Source organism: Pseudomonas sp. PS01300, assembly GCF_029960155.1.
In the GTDB taxonomy this organism is placed as follows: Bacteria; Pseudomonadota; Gammaproteobacteria; order Pseudomonadales; family Pseudomonadaceae; genus Aquipseudomonas; species Aquipseudomonas palmensis.
The window spans coordinates 1-16,944 of the sequence record NZ_JASCPN010000053.1 but is presented as its reverse complement, the minus strand read 5'-3'; the positions used below and the strand labels follow the sequence as shown (position 1 = coordinate 16,944).

Here is a 16,944-nt window from a genome sequence, read left to right as displayed (position 1 = left end):
ATTGCCTGCAATTACTGCAGGGCAAACCGTTCGCGCAAGTTCATGGCATGGGCTCGCCATTGCGCCAGCAACTCGCGCTGCGTGGCATCGGCATCCAGCCAGGCGCTCTGCAATGCCTGCTCGAAGCCTTCAAGGGTATTCGGAGCGCCCATTACCGGGTCGCTCAGGCGCTGCTGGCAGAACCCGAGCCAACGCTGGCGCTCCTGTGCATCCAAGGTCTGCGGAAAATTGCGCGCACGGTAGCGAAACAGCAACTCCGGCAATCGTGCATCGTCGAACATCCACTGACCCGTGGCTAATTGCTCGGGCTCCACGGTTCTTACTTGTTCACACAGGCGTCGGTCGCGATCACCGATAAATCCGTCATACAGCTGTTGCTCGGGGTCTTCGCTCGGGGCGAATTCCTGACTGTCATAAATAGCGCTCAACTTGTTCTGCCACACGGCCTGGGCGGCACTCAACTGCTCGGCACGCTGTTGATACAACGTCATATCCAGGCCAAGGCGTTGCTGATCTTCACCGCGCAATACACTCAAGGGCGCGACCACCGGGCAGCGATTGATCTGAATTAATTTCAACGGTACCGGCAATTGTCCCTCGGACATTTCCTCGCGTCGGGTGTACAGACGCTGACGCAACACTTCGGCATCTTCCGTCAGCAATGGGGCGATATCCTGATGCAAGTCGCACACAATCAGCGCATTGCGATTGCGTGGATGCCAGGCCAGGGGCAGCACCACGCCAAGATAATTACGTGCCGCAGAAAAGCGTCCGGAAATATGCACAAGCGGTTGCAACAAACGCACTTGATCGAGGACTTTCTGCTTGCTGCGCAACTGGAACAACCATGCATACAGCCTGGGTTGCTTCTCGCGGATCAAGCGCGCCATTGCCAACGTGGCACGCACATCCGCAAGCGCCTCGTGCGCCTGCCCGTGATCGATGCCATTGGCCGCCGTCAGCAACTCCAGCTTCAGGCTCACCTGGCCGTCGCGCTGCGGCCACTGGATGCCATCGGGGCGCAGGGCGTAGGCAGTGCGCACCACATCGATAAGGTCCCAGCGGCTGTTGCCGCCCTGCCACTCGCGGGCATAGGGGTCGAAAAAGTTGCGATACAGGCTGTAACGCGTCACTTCGTCGTCGAAACGCAGCGAGTTGTAGCCGGCCCCGCAAGTACCCGGGCGCGCCAGCTCGGCGTGCACCCGGGTCATGAACTCGGCTTCGCACAGGCCCTGGGTGGCCAGCTGCGCCGGGGTAATGCCGGTTATCAGGCACGCCGCAGGGTGCGGCAGAATATCGTCGGCGGGTTGGCAGAAGAGGTTGACCGGCGGCTCGATCTCGTTGAGGTCCAGATCGGTGCGCACCCCTGCCACCTGCAGGGGCCGGTCGCTGCGCGGGTTGATACCGGTGGTTTCATAGTCGTGCCAGAAAATGCTGGAGCTCACGGCGTCGTCCTGAACAGAAAATCTGCCGGGAGTCTACCTCAGGCCGACGCACTCAACGGGTGGAAGCTGAAATAGTTGCGCAGCGACGACACCAGCTCGTCGTATTCGCGAGGAGCCTGCAGCAGCATGAAGCCAGAATCGTAGTGCCCCGGGTTCTCGTCTTCGTGGCACCACAGGCAGCTGGCGGTGAGGTTGATCACGTGCAGCGCACCGGCGCGCCCGGGCACCTTGAGCTGCAGTTCGAAATCGGGGCCCACCAGCAGTGGCAGGTCGCTGATCAGCATCAGGCCGTCTTCGGACACATTGCCCAGATAACCGATGGGCAACCCGGTAAACCGGTTGAAGACCTTGAGGTAATACGGGAGCAGGTGACGCTCGATTCGACGTTCGGTAAACATGATAGGAGTCGCTGTCGAAGACCCTTGAGCAGGGTCGCGCTGGATCGTTCTGGTGTACCGCATGTACCTCACAAGCCTAGCGCAACCTGACTGCCCCGTCACATTCGGACCCGCGCACTTTAGTATTAACGTCAGTATCGACGTCGTTGCGCGGCCATCAACGCCAGGGGGTGCTGCTGGCCGGACGGGCGATGGCCGGCTCGCCATTGGGGCGATAGTGGCCAAGTTGCTCGAGGGTCTGCAAGCGGGCGCGGGCACGGTAGGCGTACTCGTTGCGCGGGTACTGGGTGATGATGTACTGGTAGGTCTGCGCCGCATCCACATAGAGCTTCTGGCGCTCCAGGCACTGACCGCGCAGCATCGACGCCTCGGGGTGGATGAACGGGCGCGCACGGCTGGTGCGGTCGACCTGCGACAGCTCGAGCATGACCTGCTCGCAGTTGCCGCGATCATAGGCGCGGTAGGCATTGTTCAGGTGATGGTCCATCGACCAGCGGGTGCAACCGACGACACTGGTCGCCAGGGCTAAAACGATCAAGGCTCGCATGGGGGGTCTCCTCTACTGAGCAGTGTATCGGCGCTTTCCTTGAAAGCTATAGGAGGAACAGCGGCAAGCGGACTGCATTGCGCTTGCCGCTTGCCACTCGTTCAACCGCCCCTCCTCCTCCCACCAAGGTAGTGCAAAGGAACAATGACTACAGCGATTTTCCGGAGTAGCCTTTCGCTGCGCTTCACTACAGGAGTCTGTGCATGACCATCCGCCGCACCAAAATTGTCGCCACCCTTGGCCCCGCCAGCAACTCGCCGGAAGTTATCGAGCAACTGATCCTTGCGGGTCTGGACGTCGCTCGCTTGAACTTCTCGCACGGCACCCCGGACGAGCACAAGGCTCGCGCCCGCATGATCCGTGACATCGCTGCCAAGCATGGCCGCCACGTCGCGCTGCTGGGCGACCTGCAAGGGCCGAAGATCCGCATTGCCAAGTTTGCCAACAAGCGAATCGAACTCAAGGTCGGCGACCGCTTCACCTTCTCCACGGCTCACCCGCTCACCGAAGGCACCCAGGATATCGTCGGCATCGACTACCCGGACCTGGTAAAGGACTGCGGCGTGGGTGACGAACTGCTGCTCGACGACGGCCGCGTGGTCATGCGCGTCGAAACCGCCAGCGCCGACGCCCTGCACTGCGTGGTGCTGATCGGCGGCCCGCTGTCGGACCACAAGGGCATCAACCGTCGCGGCGGCGGCCTGACCGCCCCGGCCCTGACCGAGAAAGACAAGGCCGATATCAAGCTGGCGGCCGAGATGGACCTGGACTACCTGGCCGTGTCGTTCCCGCGTGATGCCAGCGACATGGAATACGCCCGTCGCCTGCGTGACGAGTCTGGTGGTACGGCCTGGCTGGTGGCCAAGATCGAACGTGCCGAAGCCGTGGCCGACGACGAGACCCTCGACGGCCTGATTCGCGCCAGTGATGCAGTGATGGTGGCCCGTGGTGACCTGGGTGTGGAAATCGGCGACGCCGAGCTGGTGGGCATCCAGAAGAAGATCATTCTGCATGCACGCCGCCATAACAAGGCGGTGATCACCGCGACCCAGATGATGGAGTCGATGATCCAGAACCCGATGCCGACCCGTGCCGAAGTGTCCGACGTGGCCAACGCCGTGCTCGACTACACCGACGCGGTGATGCTGTCGGCCGAGAGTGCTGCCGGTGCCTACCCGCTCGAGGCGGTACAGGCCATGGCGCGGATCTGCCTGGGCGCCGAGAAGCACCCTACCAGCAAGACCTCCAGCCACCGCATGGGCACGCAGTTCAGCCGTTGCGACGAGAGCATCGCGCTGGCAGCCATGTACACCGCCAACCACTTCCCGGGTGTGAAGGCGATCATTGCCTTGACCGAGAGTGGCTACACCCCGCTGATCATGTCGCGTATTCGTTCGTCGATCCCGATCTTCGCCTTCTCGCCGCACCGCGAGACCCAGGCGCGGGTTGCGATGTTCCGTGGCGTGTACACCGTACCGTTCGACCCTGCGGCGCTGGCGCCGGAGCAAGTCAGCCAGGCGGCGGTGGACGAGCTGATCAAGCGTGGCGTGGTCGAGCAAGGTGACTGGGTCATCCTGACCAAGGGTGACAGCTACCACACCATCGGTGGCACCAATGGCATGAAGATTCTGCATGTCGGTGATCCGTTGGTCTGAAGCTGACCGGTTGTCACTAGAGCCCCGCCTTGATGGCGGGGCTTTTTTATGGGTGCGATACGCCAGTGCCGGTGATCTTGAGCTGGCTTTGATCTGCCGGCCCTTCAGAAGGCCGAGTGGAGTCGCCATCCAGGCTGGATAATCTCTCAACTCTGGATCAGTGGTTCCAATGACAGCGAGCATATCCAACATGAATACAGACGCCGAGGGCCCCTTCCGCTCTTACAGCGGCTTACTTTTTTCTTGGAAAAAGTAAGCAAAACCGCTCCGTCCATCATCAGGCCCTACGCTTCGCTACGGGTCCCCTCCCTCCGGCGCCGCTCCGGGGGCACGCGACCCGAGTTGCAAGCAACTCTAACAGTCGCTCGCTTCGGCTAACGCCGAAGGGGCTTCGCCCCGCCCCCTGCACGACACCTCCACTCGGCCTTCTGGGGGACGGAAGATCAAAATCAAAAGCAGATCAAGATCAAGATCAAGAGCCAGAGCCAGAGCCAGAGCCAAGGCCAGCGCAAACGCCGCAGGAGCCTGCAGTACCTCCTTATGGGAACAGGAGCTCAGGCATGCCCCACGAATACATCCGCAAACAGCTGATTACGCGGCAACCCCGCCAGAAACAACCCACGCGCAAACCGCTCCACACTCGACGCAGAGCCACAAGCCAGCGCAATCGTCTGACGCGATGCCAGACGCATCGGCCCCAACTCCTCCGGTATCAGCAACTGCACCTCCACCTGCGGGTACCGCCGCGCCAGGTCATCCAGCTCCCGCTGCAGGTAATGCCCACCCGCCTCGCTCGCCACATGCACCACCCTGATCGCCCCCTGATGCTCCTGACGCAGCGCCTCGCGCACAATCCCCCACAGTGGCGCCAGCCCGGAACCCGCCGCCAGCAGCCACAACGGCCGGGCCTGCCAGTCCGGATCGTAATGCAGCGCGCCACCGCGCAACTCCCCCAGGCGCACCAGGTCGCCCACCTGCAACCCCCGCGCCGCGCTGCAGAACGCCCCGGCATGCCGGCAATCCAGGTGAAATTCAAGCCATTCATCCTCGCCCGGCACGCTGGCCAGCGAATACGGTCGCGCAACACCCTGCGCGCTCCACAGCACCAGATGCTGCCCCGCCTGATACCGCAACGGCCTGTCCGGTTGCAGGCGCAAGCGCAGCACCTGCGCACCCAGCCAGTCCAGCGCGACGACCCGCGCCGGCGCCCCATCGCGCACCGGGTCGAACACCGCTACCTGCAGGTCACTCTCGACCCGGCACTGGCAGGCCAGCCGCCAGCCCTCCAGGCGCTTGCCTTCGCTCAGCGCATCGGGCCTGGCATCGCCCGGCACACCCGCCAGACAGCGCACCAGGCAAGCATGGCAGCTCCCCGCCCGGCAGCTGTAGGGCACGCCCACGCCAGCCTCGTTCAGCGCATCCAGCAGGTTGCTGCCCTCGGCCACCTGCCAGCTGCGCTCACCTACGCACAACTCAGGCATCCACCACCTCCCAGGCCGGCACACAGCGATTTCGGCCACTGCGCTTGGCGCGGTACAGCGCCTGGTCGGCACGGTGCAATGCATTGTCCAGGTCATCCTCGGCTGTCAGCAGGGTCATGCCGACCGACAGGCTCAAGGGCCCCACCTGCCCCTGCATCGCCGCAGAGGGCAACGCACCAAAGGCCTGACGCAGACGCTCGCAGCAATGTTCCAGGGCCTGGGCCGTGCAATCGGGCAACAGCAGCACGAACTCCTCGCCGCCATAGCGGGCCAGCACCGCGGCGTCGCACAGGTGCTCGCTGGCAACCTGGGCAAAGGCCTGCAGTACCCGGTCGCCGACCGCATGCCCGTGGGCGTCGTTGATGCGCTTGAAATGGTCCAGGTCGATCAGCGCCAGGCCATGCCGGCTCCCCATGGGCATGCTGGCCAGGGCATCGCTGGCCAGGCGCAGAAAATGCCGGCGGTTGAACAGGCCGGTCAGCTCGTCGGTGGCCACCAGTTCCTCCAGTTGCCCCATCATGCCGCGCAGGGTGTCCTGGTGCGCCTGCAGGGCGATGCGGCGCTGGCGCATGCGCTGGCGCGAGGCCTGCACGTAGCGGGCATACAGGCACAACCAGCACAGCACCACGAACAGCGTGCATACCTGCAACGCCGCCAGCGCCGGGTCCGACAGGCGCCCGTTGCCCCACTCCCACAGGTTCAGGCCGAGAAAGCTGCACAACACCACCAGCGCGCAGCGGGTGAACGAACGGCCGTTGAGGTGGAACAGGCCGAACATCAGGATCAACGGGTACAGCACCAGGAAGGTGCCACGGGCCTGGTCCAGGTTGGCCAGCAGCCAGGTTTGCCAGGCCGCTGCCAGCAGCACCTGGAACTCCGTGAGGCTGGGGTCGCGCCAGCGCAGGTTGACGCCACTGGCAAACACCCAGCCCAGCCACGCCAGGTTGAGCACCAGCAGCACACTGCTCGCGCCGATGACCGGCACCGGCGCCTGCACATGCCCGCCCAGCACGGCGACCCAGGCCAGCAGCAGCACCAGCAGGTAACTGCCGGCAGCCAGCAGGAAACGCTTGAGAAGAAGCTTTTGCAGAGCGGTTTCGGTCACGGGTGACTCACCAGGCAGCCGAGCGGCAGCGGTTGTGACGGGGGGCAGTCGGTACTGTAGGACGTGTTCGAAATAATTGCCACGCAAAAACAGTGCCTGGCAGCAGGCGACCATGGTTGGCCGCACTGGCGCGTGTACCGGCAGGCGATGCGCGCTATACTGCCGCGCCTTTTTGCGTCGGCCACTGCGTGTCGGCGCGCCTTGAAAGGTCATTGCGACGCCTCGGCCCGTGAACGTCGCGATACCTTAATGAATGTTCCCGTCTTTAAGAGGAGCGCGCTGCATGACCGTGATCAAGCAAGACGACCTGATTCAGAGCGTTGCCGACGCCCTGCAGTTCATTTCGTACTACCACCCCGTCGATTTCATCCAGGCCATGCACGAGGCCTACCTGCGTGAAGAGTCGCCGGCTGCGCGCGACTCCATCGCGCAGATCCTGATCAACTCGCGCATGTGCGCCACCGGCCACCGGCCGATCTGCCAGGACACCGGTATCGTCACCGTGTTCGTGCGCGTCGGCATGGACGTGCGCTGGGATGGCGCGACCATGAGCCTGGACGACATGATCAACGAAGGCGTGCGTCGCGCCTACAACCTGCCCGAGAACGTGCTGCGCGCCTCGATCCTGGCCGACCCGGCAGGTGCCCGCAAGAACACCAAGGACAACACCCCGGCCGTGATCCACTACTCGATCGTCCCTGGCGACAAGGTCGAGGTGGATGTCGCGGCCAAGGGCGGCGGTTCGGAAAACAAGTCGAAGATGGCCATGCTCAACCCGTCCGACTCGATCGTCGACTGGGTGCTCAAGACCGTTCCGACCATGGGCGCCGGCTGGTGCCCGCCGGGCATGCTCGGCATCGGTATCGGCGGTACTGCCGAGAAGGCCGCGGTGATGGCCAAGGAAGTGTTGATGGAGTCCATCGACATCCACGAGCTCAAGGCCCGTGGCCCGCAGAACCGCATCGAAGAGATCCGCCTGGAACTGTTCGAGAAGGTCAACCAGCTGGGCATCGGCGCCCAGGGCCTGGGCGGCCTGACCACCGTGCTCGACGTCAAGATCATGGACTACCCGACCCACGCGGCCTCGTTGCCGGTGTGCATGATCCCCAACTGCGCAGCCACCCGTCACGCGCACTTCGTGCTCGATGGTTCCGGCCCTGCGGAGCTGGAAGCACCGTCGCTGGACGCCTATCCGGAAATCGTCTGGGAAGCAGGCCCGTCGGCCCGTCGCGTCAACCTCGACACCCTGACCCCGGAAGACGTGCAGAGCTGGAAGCCGGGCGAGACCATCCTGCTCAACGGCAAGATGCTGACCGGCCGCGACGCCGCGCACAAGCGCATGGTCGAGATGCTCAACCGTGGCGAAGAGCTGCCGGTGGACCTCAAGGGCCGCTTCATCTACTACGTCGGCCCGGTTGATCCGGTGCGCGAAGAAGTGGTTGGCCCGGCAGGCCCGACCACCGCAACGCGGATGGACAAGTTCACCCGTCAGATCCTGGAGCAGACCGGCCTGCTGGGCATGATCGGCAAGTCCGAGCGCGGCCCGACCGCCATCGACGCGATCAAGGACAACAAGGCCGTGTACCTGATGGCCGTGGGTGGCGCTGCCTACCTGGTGGCTCAGGCGATCAAGAAATCCAAGGTGCTGGCATTTGCCGAACTGGGGATGGAAGCGATCTACGAGTTCGACGTGAAAGACATGCCGGTGACCGTTGCGGTCGACAGCAAGGGCGAGTCGGTGCACATCACCGGGCCTGCGCTGTGGCAGAGCAAGATCGCGCAAAGCCTGGCAGTGGAAGTGAAGTAAGCGCCAGCGCTACAAGCTGAAAGCTGAAAGCTGAAAGCGGCAAGGGAGTGATCCCTTGCCGCTTTTTTGTTGCCTGTACCGGCCTCTTCGCCGGCACGCCAGCGAAGGCTTTCAGAGGGTAATGCGCGTACCCAGCAACCCCAGGAACCCCGCGAGCCACGCCGGGTGCGCAGGCCAGGCCGGCGCACTGGCCAGGTTGCCCTGCACATGCGCCGCCGTCACCTCGATCTCGACGTAACGCCCACCTGCCAGGCGCACCTCCGGCGCACACGCCGGGTACGCACTGCACTCGCGCCCCTCCAGCACCCCGGCCGCCGCCAGCAGTTGCGCCCCATGGCACACCGCCGCAATCGGCTTGCCCGCCTGGTCGATGGCGCGCACCAGTTGCAGCACCTCTTCATTCAGGCGCAGGTACTCCGGCGCACGCCCGCCCGGGATCACCAGCGCGTCGTAGTCTTCGGCACGCACCTGGGCGAAATCGAAGTTCAGGCCAAAGTTGTGCCCCGGCTTCTCGCTGTAGGTCTGGTCGCCCTCGAAGTCATGGATGGCGGTACGTACCGACTGCCCGGCCGACTTGCCCGGGCACACCGCATGCACCGTGTGGCCAACCATCTGCAGCGCCTGGAACGGCACCATCACTTCATAGTCTTCGACGTAATCGCCGACCAGCATGAGAATCTTTTTCGCTGCCATTTCGTCAACTCCTTCTGATGCGGGGGAAAATCGAAAGAACCTCAGTCGCGCCGGTCCAGCAGGTTGACCACCACCCGGTCCAGCCAGCCCCAGATACGCTGTTTCACACGCCGCCACAGCGGCCGCGCCTGCCAGTCGTCCAGGTCGACCTGGCGGCTCAGGGCAAAGTCGCGCTCGAAGCTCGCCACCACGTCGGCGGTCAGTTGCGGGTCGATGGCCTCGACGTTGGCCTCAAGGTTGAAACGCAGGTTCCAGTGGTCGAAATTGCATGAGCCAATGCTCACCCAGTCGTCCACCAGCACCATCTTCAGGTGCAGGAAGCATGGCTGGTATTCGAATATCTTCACCCCTGCCCGCAGCAGGCGCGGGTAATAGCGATGACCGGCATAGCGTACCGAAGGATGGTCGGTACGCGGGCCGGTCAGCAGCAGGCGCACATCGATGCCCAGCGCGGCCGCGCGGCGCAAAGCCCGGCGCACCTTCCAGGTGGGCAGAAAATACGGCGTGGCCAGCCAGATACGACGCTTGCCGCTGATCAGCGCGCGCACCAGCGACTGCAGGATGTCGCGGTGCTGGCGGGCGTCGGCATAGGCCACCCGGCCCAGGCCCGGGCCTGCAACCGGCACCCGCGGCAGGTGCGCCAGGCCGAAATGGGTGGGTGGGCGCCACGCGGTGCGGCGCAGGTTGGAACGCCACTGGCGATCGAACAGCATCTGCCAGTCGGCCACCAGCGGCCCCTGCATCTGCACCATCACCTCGTGCCATTCGCTGACCGGCTCGCCCGGTGTCCAGAACTGGTCGGTGACCCCGGTGCCGCCGACCACCGCCCAGGCCTGGTCCACCAGCAGCAGCTTGCGGTGGTCGCGGTACAGGTTGCGCAGCCCCCGGCGCCAACGCAGGCGGTTGTACCAGCGCAACTCAACGCCGGCGCCCAGCAGGCGCTGACGCAGGCTCAAGGTAAAGGCCAGCGAGCCGTAGTCATCGAACAGGCAGCGTACCCGCACGCCGCGCTCGGCGGCCTGCACCAGCGCCTGCACCATGGCCTCGGCACACGCCCCGGCCTCGACCAGGTACAGCTCCAGGTCGACCTGGTGCTCGGCACCCATGATCGTCTGCAGCATGCGCGGGAAGAACTGCGGGCCGTCGATCAGCAGTTCGAACTGGTTGCCGGCACGCCATGGAAACACCGGCCCGGCCATTTCAGCGCGCCGTGAAGATCAGTACCGCACCCACCGGCACCGACAGGTTGATCGACTGCAGCCCGGCGAGCTTCTGCAACGTCTTGAGGCCGGGCAGCAGGTCGAAGTGATCGGCGCTCAGTACCAGCGGCTCCAGGGTCACCACCTGGAAACGCCGCTCGTCGAGCCGGGTGGCGAGCAGTTGCGCGTTGTAGCTGTGGGTCTTGCCGTGCAGGTTGACGGTCACCGGCAGGCGCAGCTCGACCTGGGCACCATTGGCCAGGTCGTTGATCGGACGCAGGTCGATCTGCGCCTGGATGGTCGCGTCGGGGTATTTGGCCACCTCGAACAGGTCGTTGCGCATGCGCTCGTCACGCAGCGGGATGCCGCTGCTGACCGAGTCCATCTCGATCTGCAGCTCGGCCGCACCCTTGCGATCGACCTTGCCATGCAGCACCAGAAAGCGATGCACCTCGGACACGTTGCCGTTCTTGCTGGTGATGAACGACAGGCGCGACGATTCGCCGTCCAGGTGCCAGTTGGCCTGGGCAGGCAGGCTCGCCAGGGCCAGCAGGGCGAGAGCGATTCGGGGCAGGCTGAACATGCAGGTTCCTGAAAGCGTAAAGCCGCCAACATTACCCGCCTGCCCGCACGGCAGCAAGCGACAGCCTGTGGCCATGCGGGCAGCCCGGCAACCTCAGGCCAGCCCGCTGCCGGCCCATGCCTTGGCCAGGCGCCTGGCCCGCGCCGCGCTGGCGATCTGCAGGATGCCCTGGTCGCGCTGCCACAGCTCGGCCCAGGGCCCCGGCGTGCTCGTCAGCGCCTGGTCGAGCTCGCCGCTCAGTTGCGAGAACTGCGCGAACAGGCCGCCCAGCAACAGGTGGAACGCCGCCGAATCGGCGCATTGCCGGCTGCCTTCGGCACACCCGGCCAGCAGCCCGATCAGGCGCAGCAAAAGCCCCTGCGGCCAGGCATTGGTGCGGCCTACCCCGTACAGCCAGGCGCTCAGGGCGCTGAGCACGTACAGGTCTTCCAGCGAGCGGAACGGCTTGACGTAGGCATCCCAGCCGTCACCGGCCAGGCGTTCGCACAGGGCCTGTTCAAGGTGCAGGCGGGCATGCCCGACCTCAGGCATCAACGGCAGGCTCGGCAAGGGCTCCACGCGCACACCGGGCTCCCCCGGGTACACCACCGCCAGGCTCAGCCGAGGCGCCTGGCCCGGTGCTTCGCAGCGCGCCGCCACCAGCAGCCAGTCGGCGTCCGGCCCGGCGGTGACGAAGTCCTTGCTGCCGCTCAGGCGCAGCGTGTCGAGCGCCAGGCGCATGCCCATGTCGGCGGCGCGCACGCTGCGCCGCTCACTCGCACACAGGGCGCCGAGGCCCGCCGGAGCGCTGGGCCACAGCACGCGCAAGGCGGCCTGGTAGCCCACCAGAAACGCCAGCCCCGGGGTCGGCATGGCTTGCCCGCCCAGCACTGCCAGCTCGAACGGGCTGACCGTGCCCAGCTGCTCCAGCAGGCTGGCGTAGGTGTCGCCCAGGTTACCGGTTGCCAAGGGCGGAATGGGGTCGTTGAGTCGCTGCAGCCAGGCCATCGGCGTGCTCCTTGAGGGCTGTCATACAAGCATCACCAAAGCTTCATGGGGGTGACACCGCGTCTACCTAGGCTGAGCTTGCACAACATAGTCGACCGGCCGCAACCCCATGGCTGGCTTATGGAGACTCGCAATGACCCTGACTGCATGCCCTGGCGACACCCGTAACGAACGCCGTCTGCAGGCCGAGCGCCTGGTCGGCCCCGCCGCGCTGCACGAAGCCCAGGCATTGCGCTTTCGCGTGTTCAGCAGCGAATTCAAGGCCAGGCTCAAAGGCGCCGAACACGGGCTGGACATGGACGACTACGACATCCACTGCCAGCACATCGGCGTACGCGACCTCAACAGCGGGCACCTGGTGGCCACCACGCGCCTGCTCGACCACCAGGCCGCCAGCAGCCTGGGGCGCTTCTACAGCGAAGAAGAGTTCAGCCTGCATGGCCTGGGCCATCTGCAGGGCCCCATCCTTGAACTGGGGCGCACCTGCGTCGACCCGGCCTACCGCAACGGCGGCACCATCGCGGTGCTGTGGGGCGAGCTTGCCGAGGTACTCAACGAGGGCCGCTACAGCTACCTGATGGGTTGCGCCAGCATCCCCATGCAGGACGGCGGCGTGCAGGCCCACGCGATCATGCAACGCCTGCGCGAGCGCTACCTGTGCACCGAGCACCTGCGCGCCGAACCGAAGAACCCGCTGCCCAGCCTGGCACTGCCCGGCAACGTCATCGCCGAGATGCCGCCGCTGCTCAAGGCCTACATGCGCCTGGGCGCCAAGATCTGCGGCGAGCCGTGCTGGGACGAAGACTTCCAGGTGGCCGACGTGTTCATCCTGCTCAAGCGCGACGAGCTGTGCCCACGCTACGCCCGCCACTTCAAGGCGGCGGTGTGATGCAACGCCTGCGCGTGTATGCGCGAATCGTCCGAGTGCTGCTGGTGGTGCTGTTCGGGCTGGGCATGGCCAGCCTGTTCAGCCTGTACGAGCGACTGCACCTGAGTACTCCCGACGACCGCCGCCAGCGCTGGTCGCAACTGTTCATGGCCCGGCTTGCCCGGGCCTTGCCGTTCAAGGTCACGGTGATCGGCAACCGTCCGCAGCAACCGATGCTGTGGGTCAGCAACCACGTGTCGTGGACCGACATCCCCCTGCTGGGCATGCTCGCGCCGATGTCGTTCCTGTCCAAGGCCGAGGTGCGCCAGTGGCCGGTAGCCGGCTGGCTCGCGCTCAAGGCCGGCACCCTGTTCATCCGCCGCGGCGGCGGCGACAGCCAGCTGCTGCGCCAGCAGATTGCGCGGCACCTGCAACAGGCCTGCCCGGTGCTGATCTTCCCCGAAGGCACCACTACCGACGGGCGCAGCCTGCGCACCTTCCACGGGCGCCTGCTGGCCAGCGCAATCGACACCGCCACGCCCGTGCAACCGGTGGCCGTGCGCTACCTGCGGGGCGGCAAGCCCGACCCCATCGCACCGTTCGTGGGCGATGACGACCTGCTCTCGCACCTGCTGCGCCTGTTTGCCCACGACTGTGGCGAGGTGCAGATCCACCTGCTGGCGCCCATCCAGAGCGCCGGCCAGGAACGTGCGGCACTGGCGTTCAATGCCCAGTTGGCGATCCACACGGCGTTGTTCGGCGCCCAGCCGGTGGCCCAGCCTCAGCGCCGCGCCAAGGCGGCCTGAGCGTCGGCCGCAAAACCCTGCAGTTCGGGGTAGAAGTGGCGAAAGTCTTCCATCAGCGGGCCGTACAGCGCCTGTACCTCCTGCATCGCGCCTGCCATACCCTCGGGGCGTGACAGGCGCCGGGCGATACCGTTGAACACCTGTTCAAGCACCGCGAACTCGCGGTACGAGCCCAACCAGTCGTCCGCCGCCATGTACGGCGCAATCTGCGCCAGGCGCCCGGGCAGCTCGGGCTCGGCCGCCAGCACCTGGTACACGCGCCCGGTGAACTGGCTCAGCGGCTGCCGGGCATAGTCGTGCCAGTGCAGCGCCAGGCAGTGGTCGAAAAACACATCGAGGATGATCCCGGCATAACGGCGCCGCTCACGCGGAAAACGCGCCAGCGCCGCCAGTACCCGCGGGTGGCTGTCGGTGTACACGTCGATCTGGCGGTGCAGGCGGATGGCGGCTTCCAGCGGCTGGGCAAAGCGCCCCTGCAACGGCCCCTTGACGAAGTCGCCGTAAAGGCTGCCGAGCAGTTGTTCGGGCTGCTGGCCGCCCAGGTGAAGGTGTGCGAGGTAGTTCATAGGCCGCAGTCTAGCACCGCTTGCCCGCTTGAATATCGTTATAACCCGATATAGCGATTCATGCGCACGCCAGAACCAAATCATATTTGTATATCGCGAAATACCGATTTATATTTCGCCCCATCGCGATATAACGCTATACCCACCACGAGCCCACCCATGCCTCTTGATCTCGACGAAATAATAAAAGCCCTGGCCCACCCAGTACGGCGAGAAATCCTGAACTGGTTGAAAGACCCGCAAGCCTGCTTCCCTGACCAGCACCACAGCACCGAACACGGTGTGTGCGCCGGGCAGATCGACCAACGCTGCGGCCTGTCGCAGTCCACGGTCTCGGCCCACCTGGCCACCTTGCAGCGCGCGGGGCTGATCAGCAGCCAGAAGATAGGCCAGTGGCACTTCTTCAAACGCAACGAGGAAACCATCCAGGCCTTCCTCCAGCAGATGAGCCAAGAGCTCTGACAAGGACCTTGCAATGCCCCTTTCGCTGTTGATCCTGGCGCTGAGCGCCTTCGCCATCGGTACCACCGAGTTCGTCATCATGGGCCTGCTGCCGGATGTGGCAAGCGACCTGGGTGTGTCGATCCCCGGTGCCGGCTGGCTGGTGACCGGCTACGCGCTGGGCGTGGCCATCGGCGCGCCGTTCATGGCCCTGGCCACCGCCCGGCTGCCGCGCAAGGCCGCACTGGTGGCGCTGATGGGGGTATTCATCATCGGCAACCTGCTGTGCGCCCTGGCCACCGACTACAACGTGCTGATGTTTGCCCGCGTGGTCACCGCGCTGTGCCACGGCGCCTTCTTCGGCATCGGTTCGGTGGTGGCGGCCAACCTGGTTCCGGCCAACCGCCGCGCCTCGGCCGTGGCGCTGATGTTCACCGGCCTGACCCTGGCCAACGTGCTGGGCGTGCCACTGGGTACCGCGCTGGGCCAGGTGTACGGCTGGCGCTCGACGTTCTGGGCAGTGACCGTGATCGGCGTGATCGCGCTGATCGGCCTGATCCGCTTCCTGCCGATCAAGCGCGACGAAGAGAAACTCGACATGCGTGCCGAGCTGGCTGCGCTCAAGGGCGCAGGCATCTGGCTATCGCTGTCGATGACCGTGCTGTTCTCGGCCTCGATGTTCGCCCTGTTCACCTATGTGGCGCCGTTGCTGGGTGATGTCACCGGCGTGTCGCCGCGCGGCGTGACCTGGACCCTGCTGCTGATCGGCCTGGGCCTGACCCTGGGCAACATCCTGGGCGGCAAGCTGGCCGATCGTCGCCTGGCCGCCACGCTGATGGGCGTGTTCGCCGCCATGGCGGTCATCTCCACCGCCCTGAGCTGGACCAGCACCGCGCTGATTCCGGCCGAGATCACCCTGTTCCTCTGGGCCACCGCCGCGTTCGCCGCCGTGCCGGCCCTGCAGGTCAACGTGGTGAGCTTCGGCAGGGCGGCACCGAACCTGGTGTCGACCCTGAACATCGGTGCCTTCAACCTGGGCAATGCGCTGGGCGCCTGGGTCGGCGGCACCGTGATCGACCAGGGCCTGGGCCTGACCCGCGTGCCCCTGGCGGCAGCGGCGCTGGCCGTGCTGGCCCTGATCGTCACCCTTATCACATTCAGCCAGGGCGGCAACAACGCCGACCTGGCACCTGCCACTCACTGATTGCCACGAGGTTCACGCACATGACAACGCTATTCGACCCGATCACCCTTGGCGACCTCGAGTTGCCCAACCGCATCATCATGGCCCCGCTGACCCGCTGCCGGGCCGACGAAGGCCGCGTACCCAACGCGCTGATGGCCGAGTACTACGTGCAGCGCGCCAGCGCCGGGCTGATTCTCAGCGAGGCCACCTCGGTGACCCCGCTGGGCGTGGGCTACCCCGACACACCGGGCATCTGGAGCAACGACCAGGTGCGTGGCTGGACCAACGTGACCAAGGCGCTGCACGGTGCTGGCGGGCGCATCTTCCTGCAACTGTGGCACGTGGGACGCATCTCGCACCCGCTGTACCTGAACGGCGAAACGCCGGTTGCGCCGAGCGCGGTGCAGCCCAAGGGGCATGTGAGCCTGGTGCGCCCGATCACCGAATTCGTCACCCCGCGCGCGCTGGAAACCGAGGAAATCGCCGACATCATCGAGGCCTACCGCATCGGTGCCGAGAACGCCAAGGCGGCCGGCTTCGACGGTGTGGAGCTGCATGCGGCCAACGGCTACCTGATCGATCAGTTCCTGCAGAGCAGCACCAACCAGCGCACCGACGAGTACGGTGGCTCGCTGGAGAACCGTGCACGGCTGCTGCTGGAAGCGACCGATGCGCTCATCGACGTGTGGGGCGCGCAGCGCGTGGGCGTGCACCTGTCGCCACGGGCCGACCTGCACGACATGGGCGATGCCAACCTGACCGAGACGTTCACCTACGTGGCGCGGGAGCTCGGCAAACGTGGCATCGCCTTCATCTGTGCGCGTGAGCGAGTGGCCGAAGACAGCATCGGGCCGTTGCTCAAAGAGGCGTTTGGCGGGCCGTACATCGCCAACGAACGCTTCGACAAGGCCAGTGCGAATGCTGCCATTGCCAACGGCACGGCCGATGCGGTGGCCTTCGGCGTGCCGTTCATTGCCAACCCCGACCTGCCGGCACGGCTGCAAGCGGATGCACCGCTGAACGAGCCACGGCCTGACACGTTCTACTCCAAGGGCCCGGTCGGGTACATCGATTACCCGGTGATGTAAGCGTCGGCTCTTTCGCGGGTCAAGCCCGCTCCCACAAGGGTATCGGTGGTGTGCAGACAGCCACTGTACCGGTGGGAGCGGGCTTGACC

Annotated in this window: 17 protein-coding genes; 7 read left to right on the top strand and 10 right to left on the bottom strand. The window is 65.3% G+C overall.

What is annotated here, in order from left to right; genetic code table 11:
- Nucleotides 1-11: 11 nt before the first annotated feature.
- The 3 genes from sbcB to QMX96_RS20870 all read right to left on the bottom strand — a co-directional run bounded on the left by sbcB (nucleotide 12) and on the right by QMX96_RS20870 (nucleotide 2,390).
- Nucleotides 12-1,445 carry an exodeoxyribonuclease I gene (gene sbcB / locus QMX96_RS20880; protein ID WP_282362330.1) on the bottom strand — a complete coding sequence of 478 codons (1,434 nt, stop codon included), beginning with the start codon at nucleotides 1,443-1,445 and terminating at the stop codon, nucleotides 12-14.
- A gap of 38 nt (nucleotides 1,446-1,483) precedes the next feature.
- On the bottom strand, nucleotides 1,484-1,843 hold the full coding sequence (locus tag QMX96_RS20875; RefSeq protein WP_043862124.1) for a PilZ domain-containing protein: 360 nt from the start codon (nucleotides 1,841-1,843) through the stop codon (nucleotides 1,484-1,486).
- Nucleotides 1,844-2,000: 157 nt separating this feature from the next.
- The gene (locus QMX96_RS20870) at nucleotides 2,001-2,390 is read right to left on the bottom strand and encodes a lipoprotein (RefSeq protein ID WP_043862123.1); all 390 of its coding nucleotides are present in this window, start codon (nucleotides 2,388-2,390) and stop codon (nucleotides 2,001-2,003) included.
- A gap of 203 nt (nucleotides 2,391-2,593) precedes the next feature.
- Here QMX96_RS20870 and pyk point away from each other — a divergent pair, with 203 nt between their 5' ends.
- Nucleotides 2,594-4,045: a pyruvate kinase gene (gene pyk / locus QMX96_RS20865; RefSeq protein WP_236176841.1), complete on the top strand. Its 1,452-nt coding sequence runs from the start codon at nucleotides 2,594-2,596 to the stop codon at nucleotides 4,043-4,045.
- 554 nt (nucleotides 4,046-4,599) lie between these two features.
- On the opposite strand, the gene QMX96_RS20860 is transcribed toward pyk, so the two are convergent.
- Both QMX96_RS20860 and QMX96_RS20855 read right to left on the bottom strand, forming a co-directional pair.
- Nucleotides 4,600-5,526 (bottom strand): iron-sulfur-binding ferredoxin reductase, encoded by a 927-nt coding sequence (locus tag QMX96_RS20860; protein WP_282362329.1) that lies wholly within the window; start codon nucleotides 5,524-5,526, stop codon nucleotides 4,600-4,602.
- A complete protein-coding gene (locus QMX96_RS20855) occupies nucleotides 5,519-6,631 on the bottom strand; it encodes a GGDEF domain-containing protein (protein ID WP_054914813.1) in 1,113 nt (370 codons plus the stop codon). The genes QMX96_RS20860 and QMX96_RS20855 overlap by 8 nt, the downstream gene beginning before the upstream one ends.
- 283 nt (nucleotides 6,632-6,914) lie before the next feature.
- On the opposite strand from QMX96_RS20855, the gene QMX96_RS20850 reads away from it, so the two are divergent.
- Complete coding sequence (locus tag QMX96_RS20850; RefSeq protein ID WP_088515529.1) at nucleotides 6,915-8,438, top strand: fumarate hydratase; 1,524 nt, start codon at nucleotides 6,915-6,917, stop codon at nucleotides 8,436-8,438.
- A gap of 111 nt (nucleotides 8,439-8,549) precedes the next feature.
- Here QMX96_RS20850 and QMX96_RS20845 read toward each other — a convergent pair whose 3' ends face one another.
- The 4 genes from QMX96_RS20845 to QMX96_RS20830 all read right to left on the bottom strand — a co-directional run bounded on the left by QMX96_RS20845 (nucleotide 8,550) and on the right by QMX96_RS20830 (nucleotide 11,900).
- On the bottom strand, nucleotides 8,550-9,131 hold the full coding sequence (locus QMX96_RS20845) for a DJ-1/PfpI family protein (protein WP_043862118.1): 582 nt from the start codon (nucleotides 9,129-9,131) through the stop codon (nucleotides 8,550-8,552).
- Nucleotides 9,132-9,172: 41 nt separating this feature from the next.
- Nucleotides 9,173-10,330: a phosphatidylserine/phosphatidylglycerophosphate/cardiolipin synthase family protein gene (locus QMX96_RS20840; protein ID WP_054914815.1), complete on the bottom strand. Its 1,158-nt coding sequence runs from the start codon at nucleotides 10,328-10,330 to the stop codon at nucleotides 9,173-9,175.
- Nucleotide 10,331: 1 nt separating this feature from the next.
- The gene (locus tag QMX96_RS20835) at nucleotides 10,332-10,913 is read right to left on the bottom strand and encodes a YceI family protein (protein WP_043862116.1); all 582 of its coding nucleotides are present in this window, start codon (nucleotides 10,911-10,913) and stop codon (nucleotides 10,332-10,334) included.
- 93 nt (nucleotides 10,914-11,006) lie between these two features.
- Entirely contained in the window at nucleotides 11,007-11,900 is an 894-nt protein-coding gene (locus QMX96_RS20830) for an acyl-CoA dehydrogenase family protein (RefSeq protein WP_282362328.1), read from the bottom strand.
- Between the two features lie 133 nt (nucleotides 11,901-12,033).
- Here QMX96_RS20830 and olsB point away from each other — a divergent pair, with 133 nt between their 5' ends.
- On the top strand, nucleotides 12,034-12,789 hold the full coding sequence (gene olsB, locus QMX96_RS20825; protein ID WP_043862114.1) for an L-ornithine N(alpha)-acyltransferase: 756 nt from the start codon (nucleotides 12,034-12,036) through the stop codon (nucleotides 12,787-12,789).
- Nucleotides 12,789-13,574 carry a lysophospholipid acyltransferase family protein gene (locus QMX96_RS20820; protein ID WP_253086594.1) on the top strand — a complete coding sequence of 262 codons (786 nt, stop codon included), beginning with the start codon at nucleotides 12,789-12,791 and terminating at the stop codon, nucleotides 13,572-13,574. Before olsB ends, QMX96_RS20820 begins: the two co-directional genes overlap by 1 nt.
- Here QMX96_RS20820 and QMX96_RS20815 read toward each other — a convergent pair.
- A complete protein-coding gene (locus QMX96_RS20815) occupies nucleotides 13,550-14,140 on the bottom strand; it encodes an ACP phosphodiesterase (RefSeq protein WP_043862112.1) in 591 nt (196 codons plus the stop codon). The two genes, QMX96_RS20820 and QMX96_RS20815, sit on opposite strands and share 25 nt — an antisense overlap.
- A 159-nt stretch (nucleotides 14,141-14,299) precedes the next feature.
- Here QMX96_RS20815 and QMX96_RS20810 point away from each other — a divergent pair, with 159 nt between their 5' ends.
- Genes QMX96_RS20810 through QMX96_RS20800 form a run of 3 tightly spaced genes read left to right on the top strand, consistent with a single transcriptional unit; the run spans nucleotide 14,300 to nucleotide 16,855 of the window.
- Nucleotides 14,300-14,602 carry a helix-turn-helix transcriptional regulator gene (locus QMX96_RS20810; RefSeq protein ID WP_043862111.1) on the top strand — a complete coding sequence of 101 codons (303 nt, stop codon included), beginning with the start codon at nucleotides 14,300-14,302 and terminating at the stop codon, nucleotides 14,600-14,602.
- A gap of 13 nt (nucleotides 14,603-14,615) precedes the next feature.
- Nucleotides 14,616-15,785, top strand: a complete 1,170-nt coding sequence (locus QMX96_RS20805; RefSeq protein ID WP_058540895.1) for an MFS transporter — start codon at nucleotides 14,616-14,618, stop codon at nucleotides 15,783-15,785.
- A gap of 20 nt (nucleotides 15,786-15,805) precedes the next feature.
- A complete protein-coding gene (locus QMX96_RS20800; RefSeq protein ID WP_058540894.1) occupies nucleotides 15,806-16,855 on the top strand; it encodes an alkene reductase in 1,050 nt (349 codons plus the stop codon).
- Nucleotides 16,856-16,944: the final 89 nt, after the last annotated feature.

Bases quoted from the DNA above. Each gene is read 5' to 3' on its own strand.
- QMX96_RS20875 (WP_043862124.1), bottom strand. From the start codon at position 1,843: ATGTTTACCGAACGTCGAATCGAGCGTCACCTGCTCCCGTATTACCTC.
- QMX96_RS20870 (WP_043862123.1), bottom strand. From the start codon at position 2,390: ATGCGAGCCTTGATCGTTTTAGCCCTGGCGACCAGTGTCGTCGGTTGC.
- pyk (WP_236176841.1), top strand. From the start codon at position 2,594: ATGACCATCCGCCGCACCAAAATTGTCGCCACCCTTGGCCCCGCCAGC.
- QMX96_RS20860 (WP_282362329.1), bottom strand. From the start codon at position 5,526: ATGCCTGAGTTGTGCGTAGGTGAGCGCAGCTGGCAGGTGGCCGAGGGC.
- QMX96_RS20850 (WP_088515529.1), top strand. From the start codon at position 6,915: ATGACCGTGATCAAGCAAGACGACCTGATTCAGAGCGTTGCCGACGCC.
- QMX96_RS20845 (WP_043862118.1), bottom strand. From the start codon at position 9,131: ATGGCAGCGAAAAAGATTCTCATGCTGGTCGGCGATTACGTCGAAGAC.
- QMX96_RS20840 (WP_054914815.1), bottom strand. From the start codon at position 10,330: ATGGCCGGGCCGGTGTTTCCATGGCGTGCCGGCAACCAGTTCGAACTG.
- QMX96_RS20835 (WP_043862116.1), bottom strand. From the start codon at position 10,913: ATGTTCAGCCTGCCCCGAATCGCTCTCGCCCTGCTGGCCCTGGCGAGC.
- QMX96_RS20830 (WP_282362328.1), bottom strand. From the start codon at position 11,900: ATGGCCTGGCTGCAGCGACTCAACGACCCCATTCCGCCCTTGGCAACC.
- olsB (WP_043862114.1), top strand. From the start codon at position 12,034: ATGACCCTGACTGCATGCCCTGGCGACACCCGTAACGAACGCCGTCTG.
- QMX96_RS20820 (WP_253086594.1), top strand. From the start codon at position 12,789: ATGCAACGCCTGCGCGTGTATGCGCGAATCGTCCGAGTGCTGCTGGTG.
- QMX96_RS20815 (WP_043862112.1), bottom strand. From the start codon at position 14,140: ATGAACTACCTCGCACACCTTCACCTGGGCGGCCAGCAGCCCGAACAA.
- QMX96_RS20810 (WP_043862111.1), top strand. From the start codon at position 14,300: ATGCCTCTTGATCTCGACGAAATAATAAAAGCCCTGGCCCACCCAGTA.
- QMX96_RS20805 (WP_058540895.1), top strand. From the start codon at position 14,616: ATGCCCCTTTCGCTGTTGATCCTGGCGCTGAGCGCCTTCGCCATCGGT.
- QMX96_RS20800 (WP_058540894.1), top strand. From the start codon at position 15,806: ATGACAACGCTATTCGACCCGATCACCCTTGGCGACCTCGAGTTGCCC.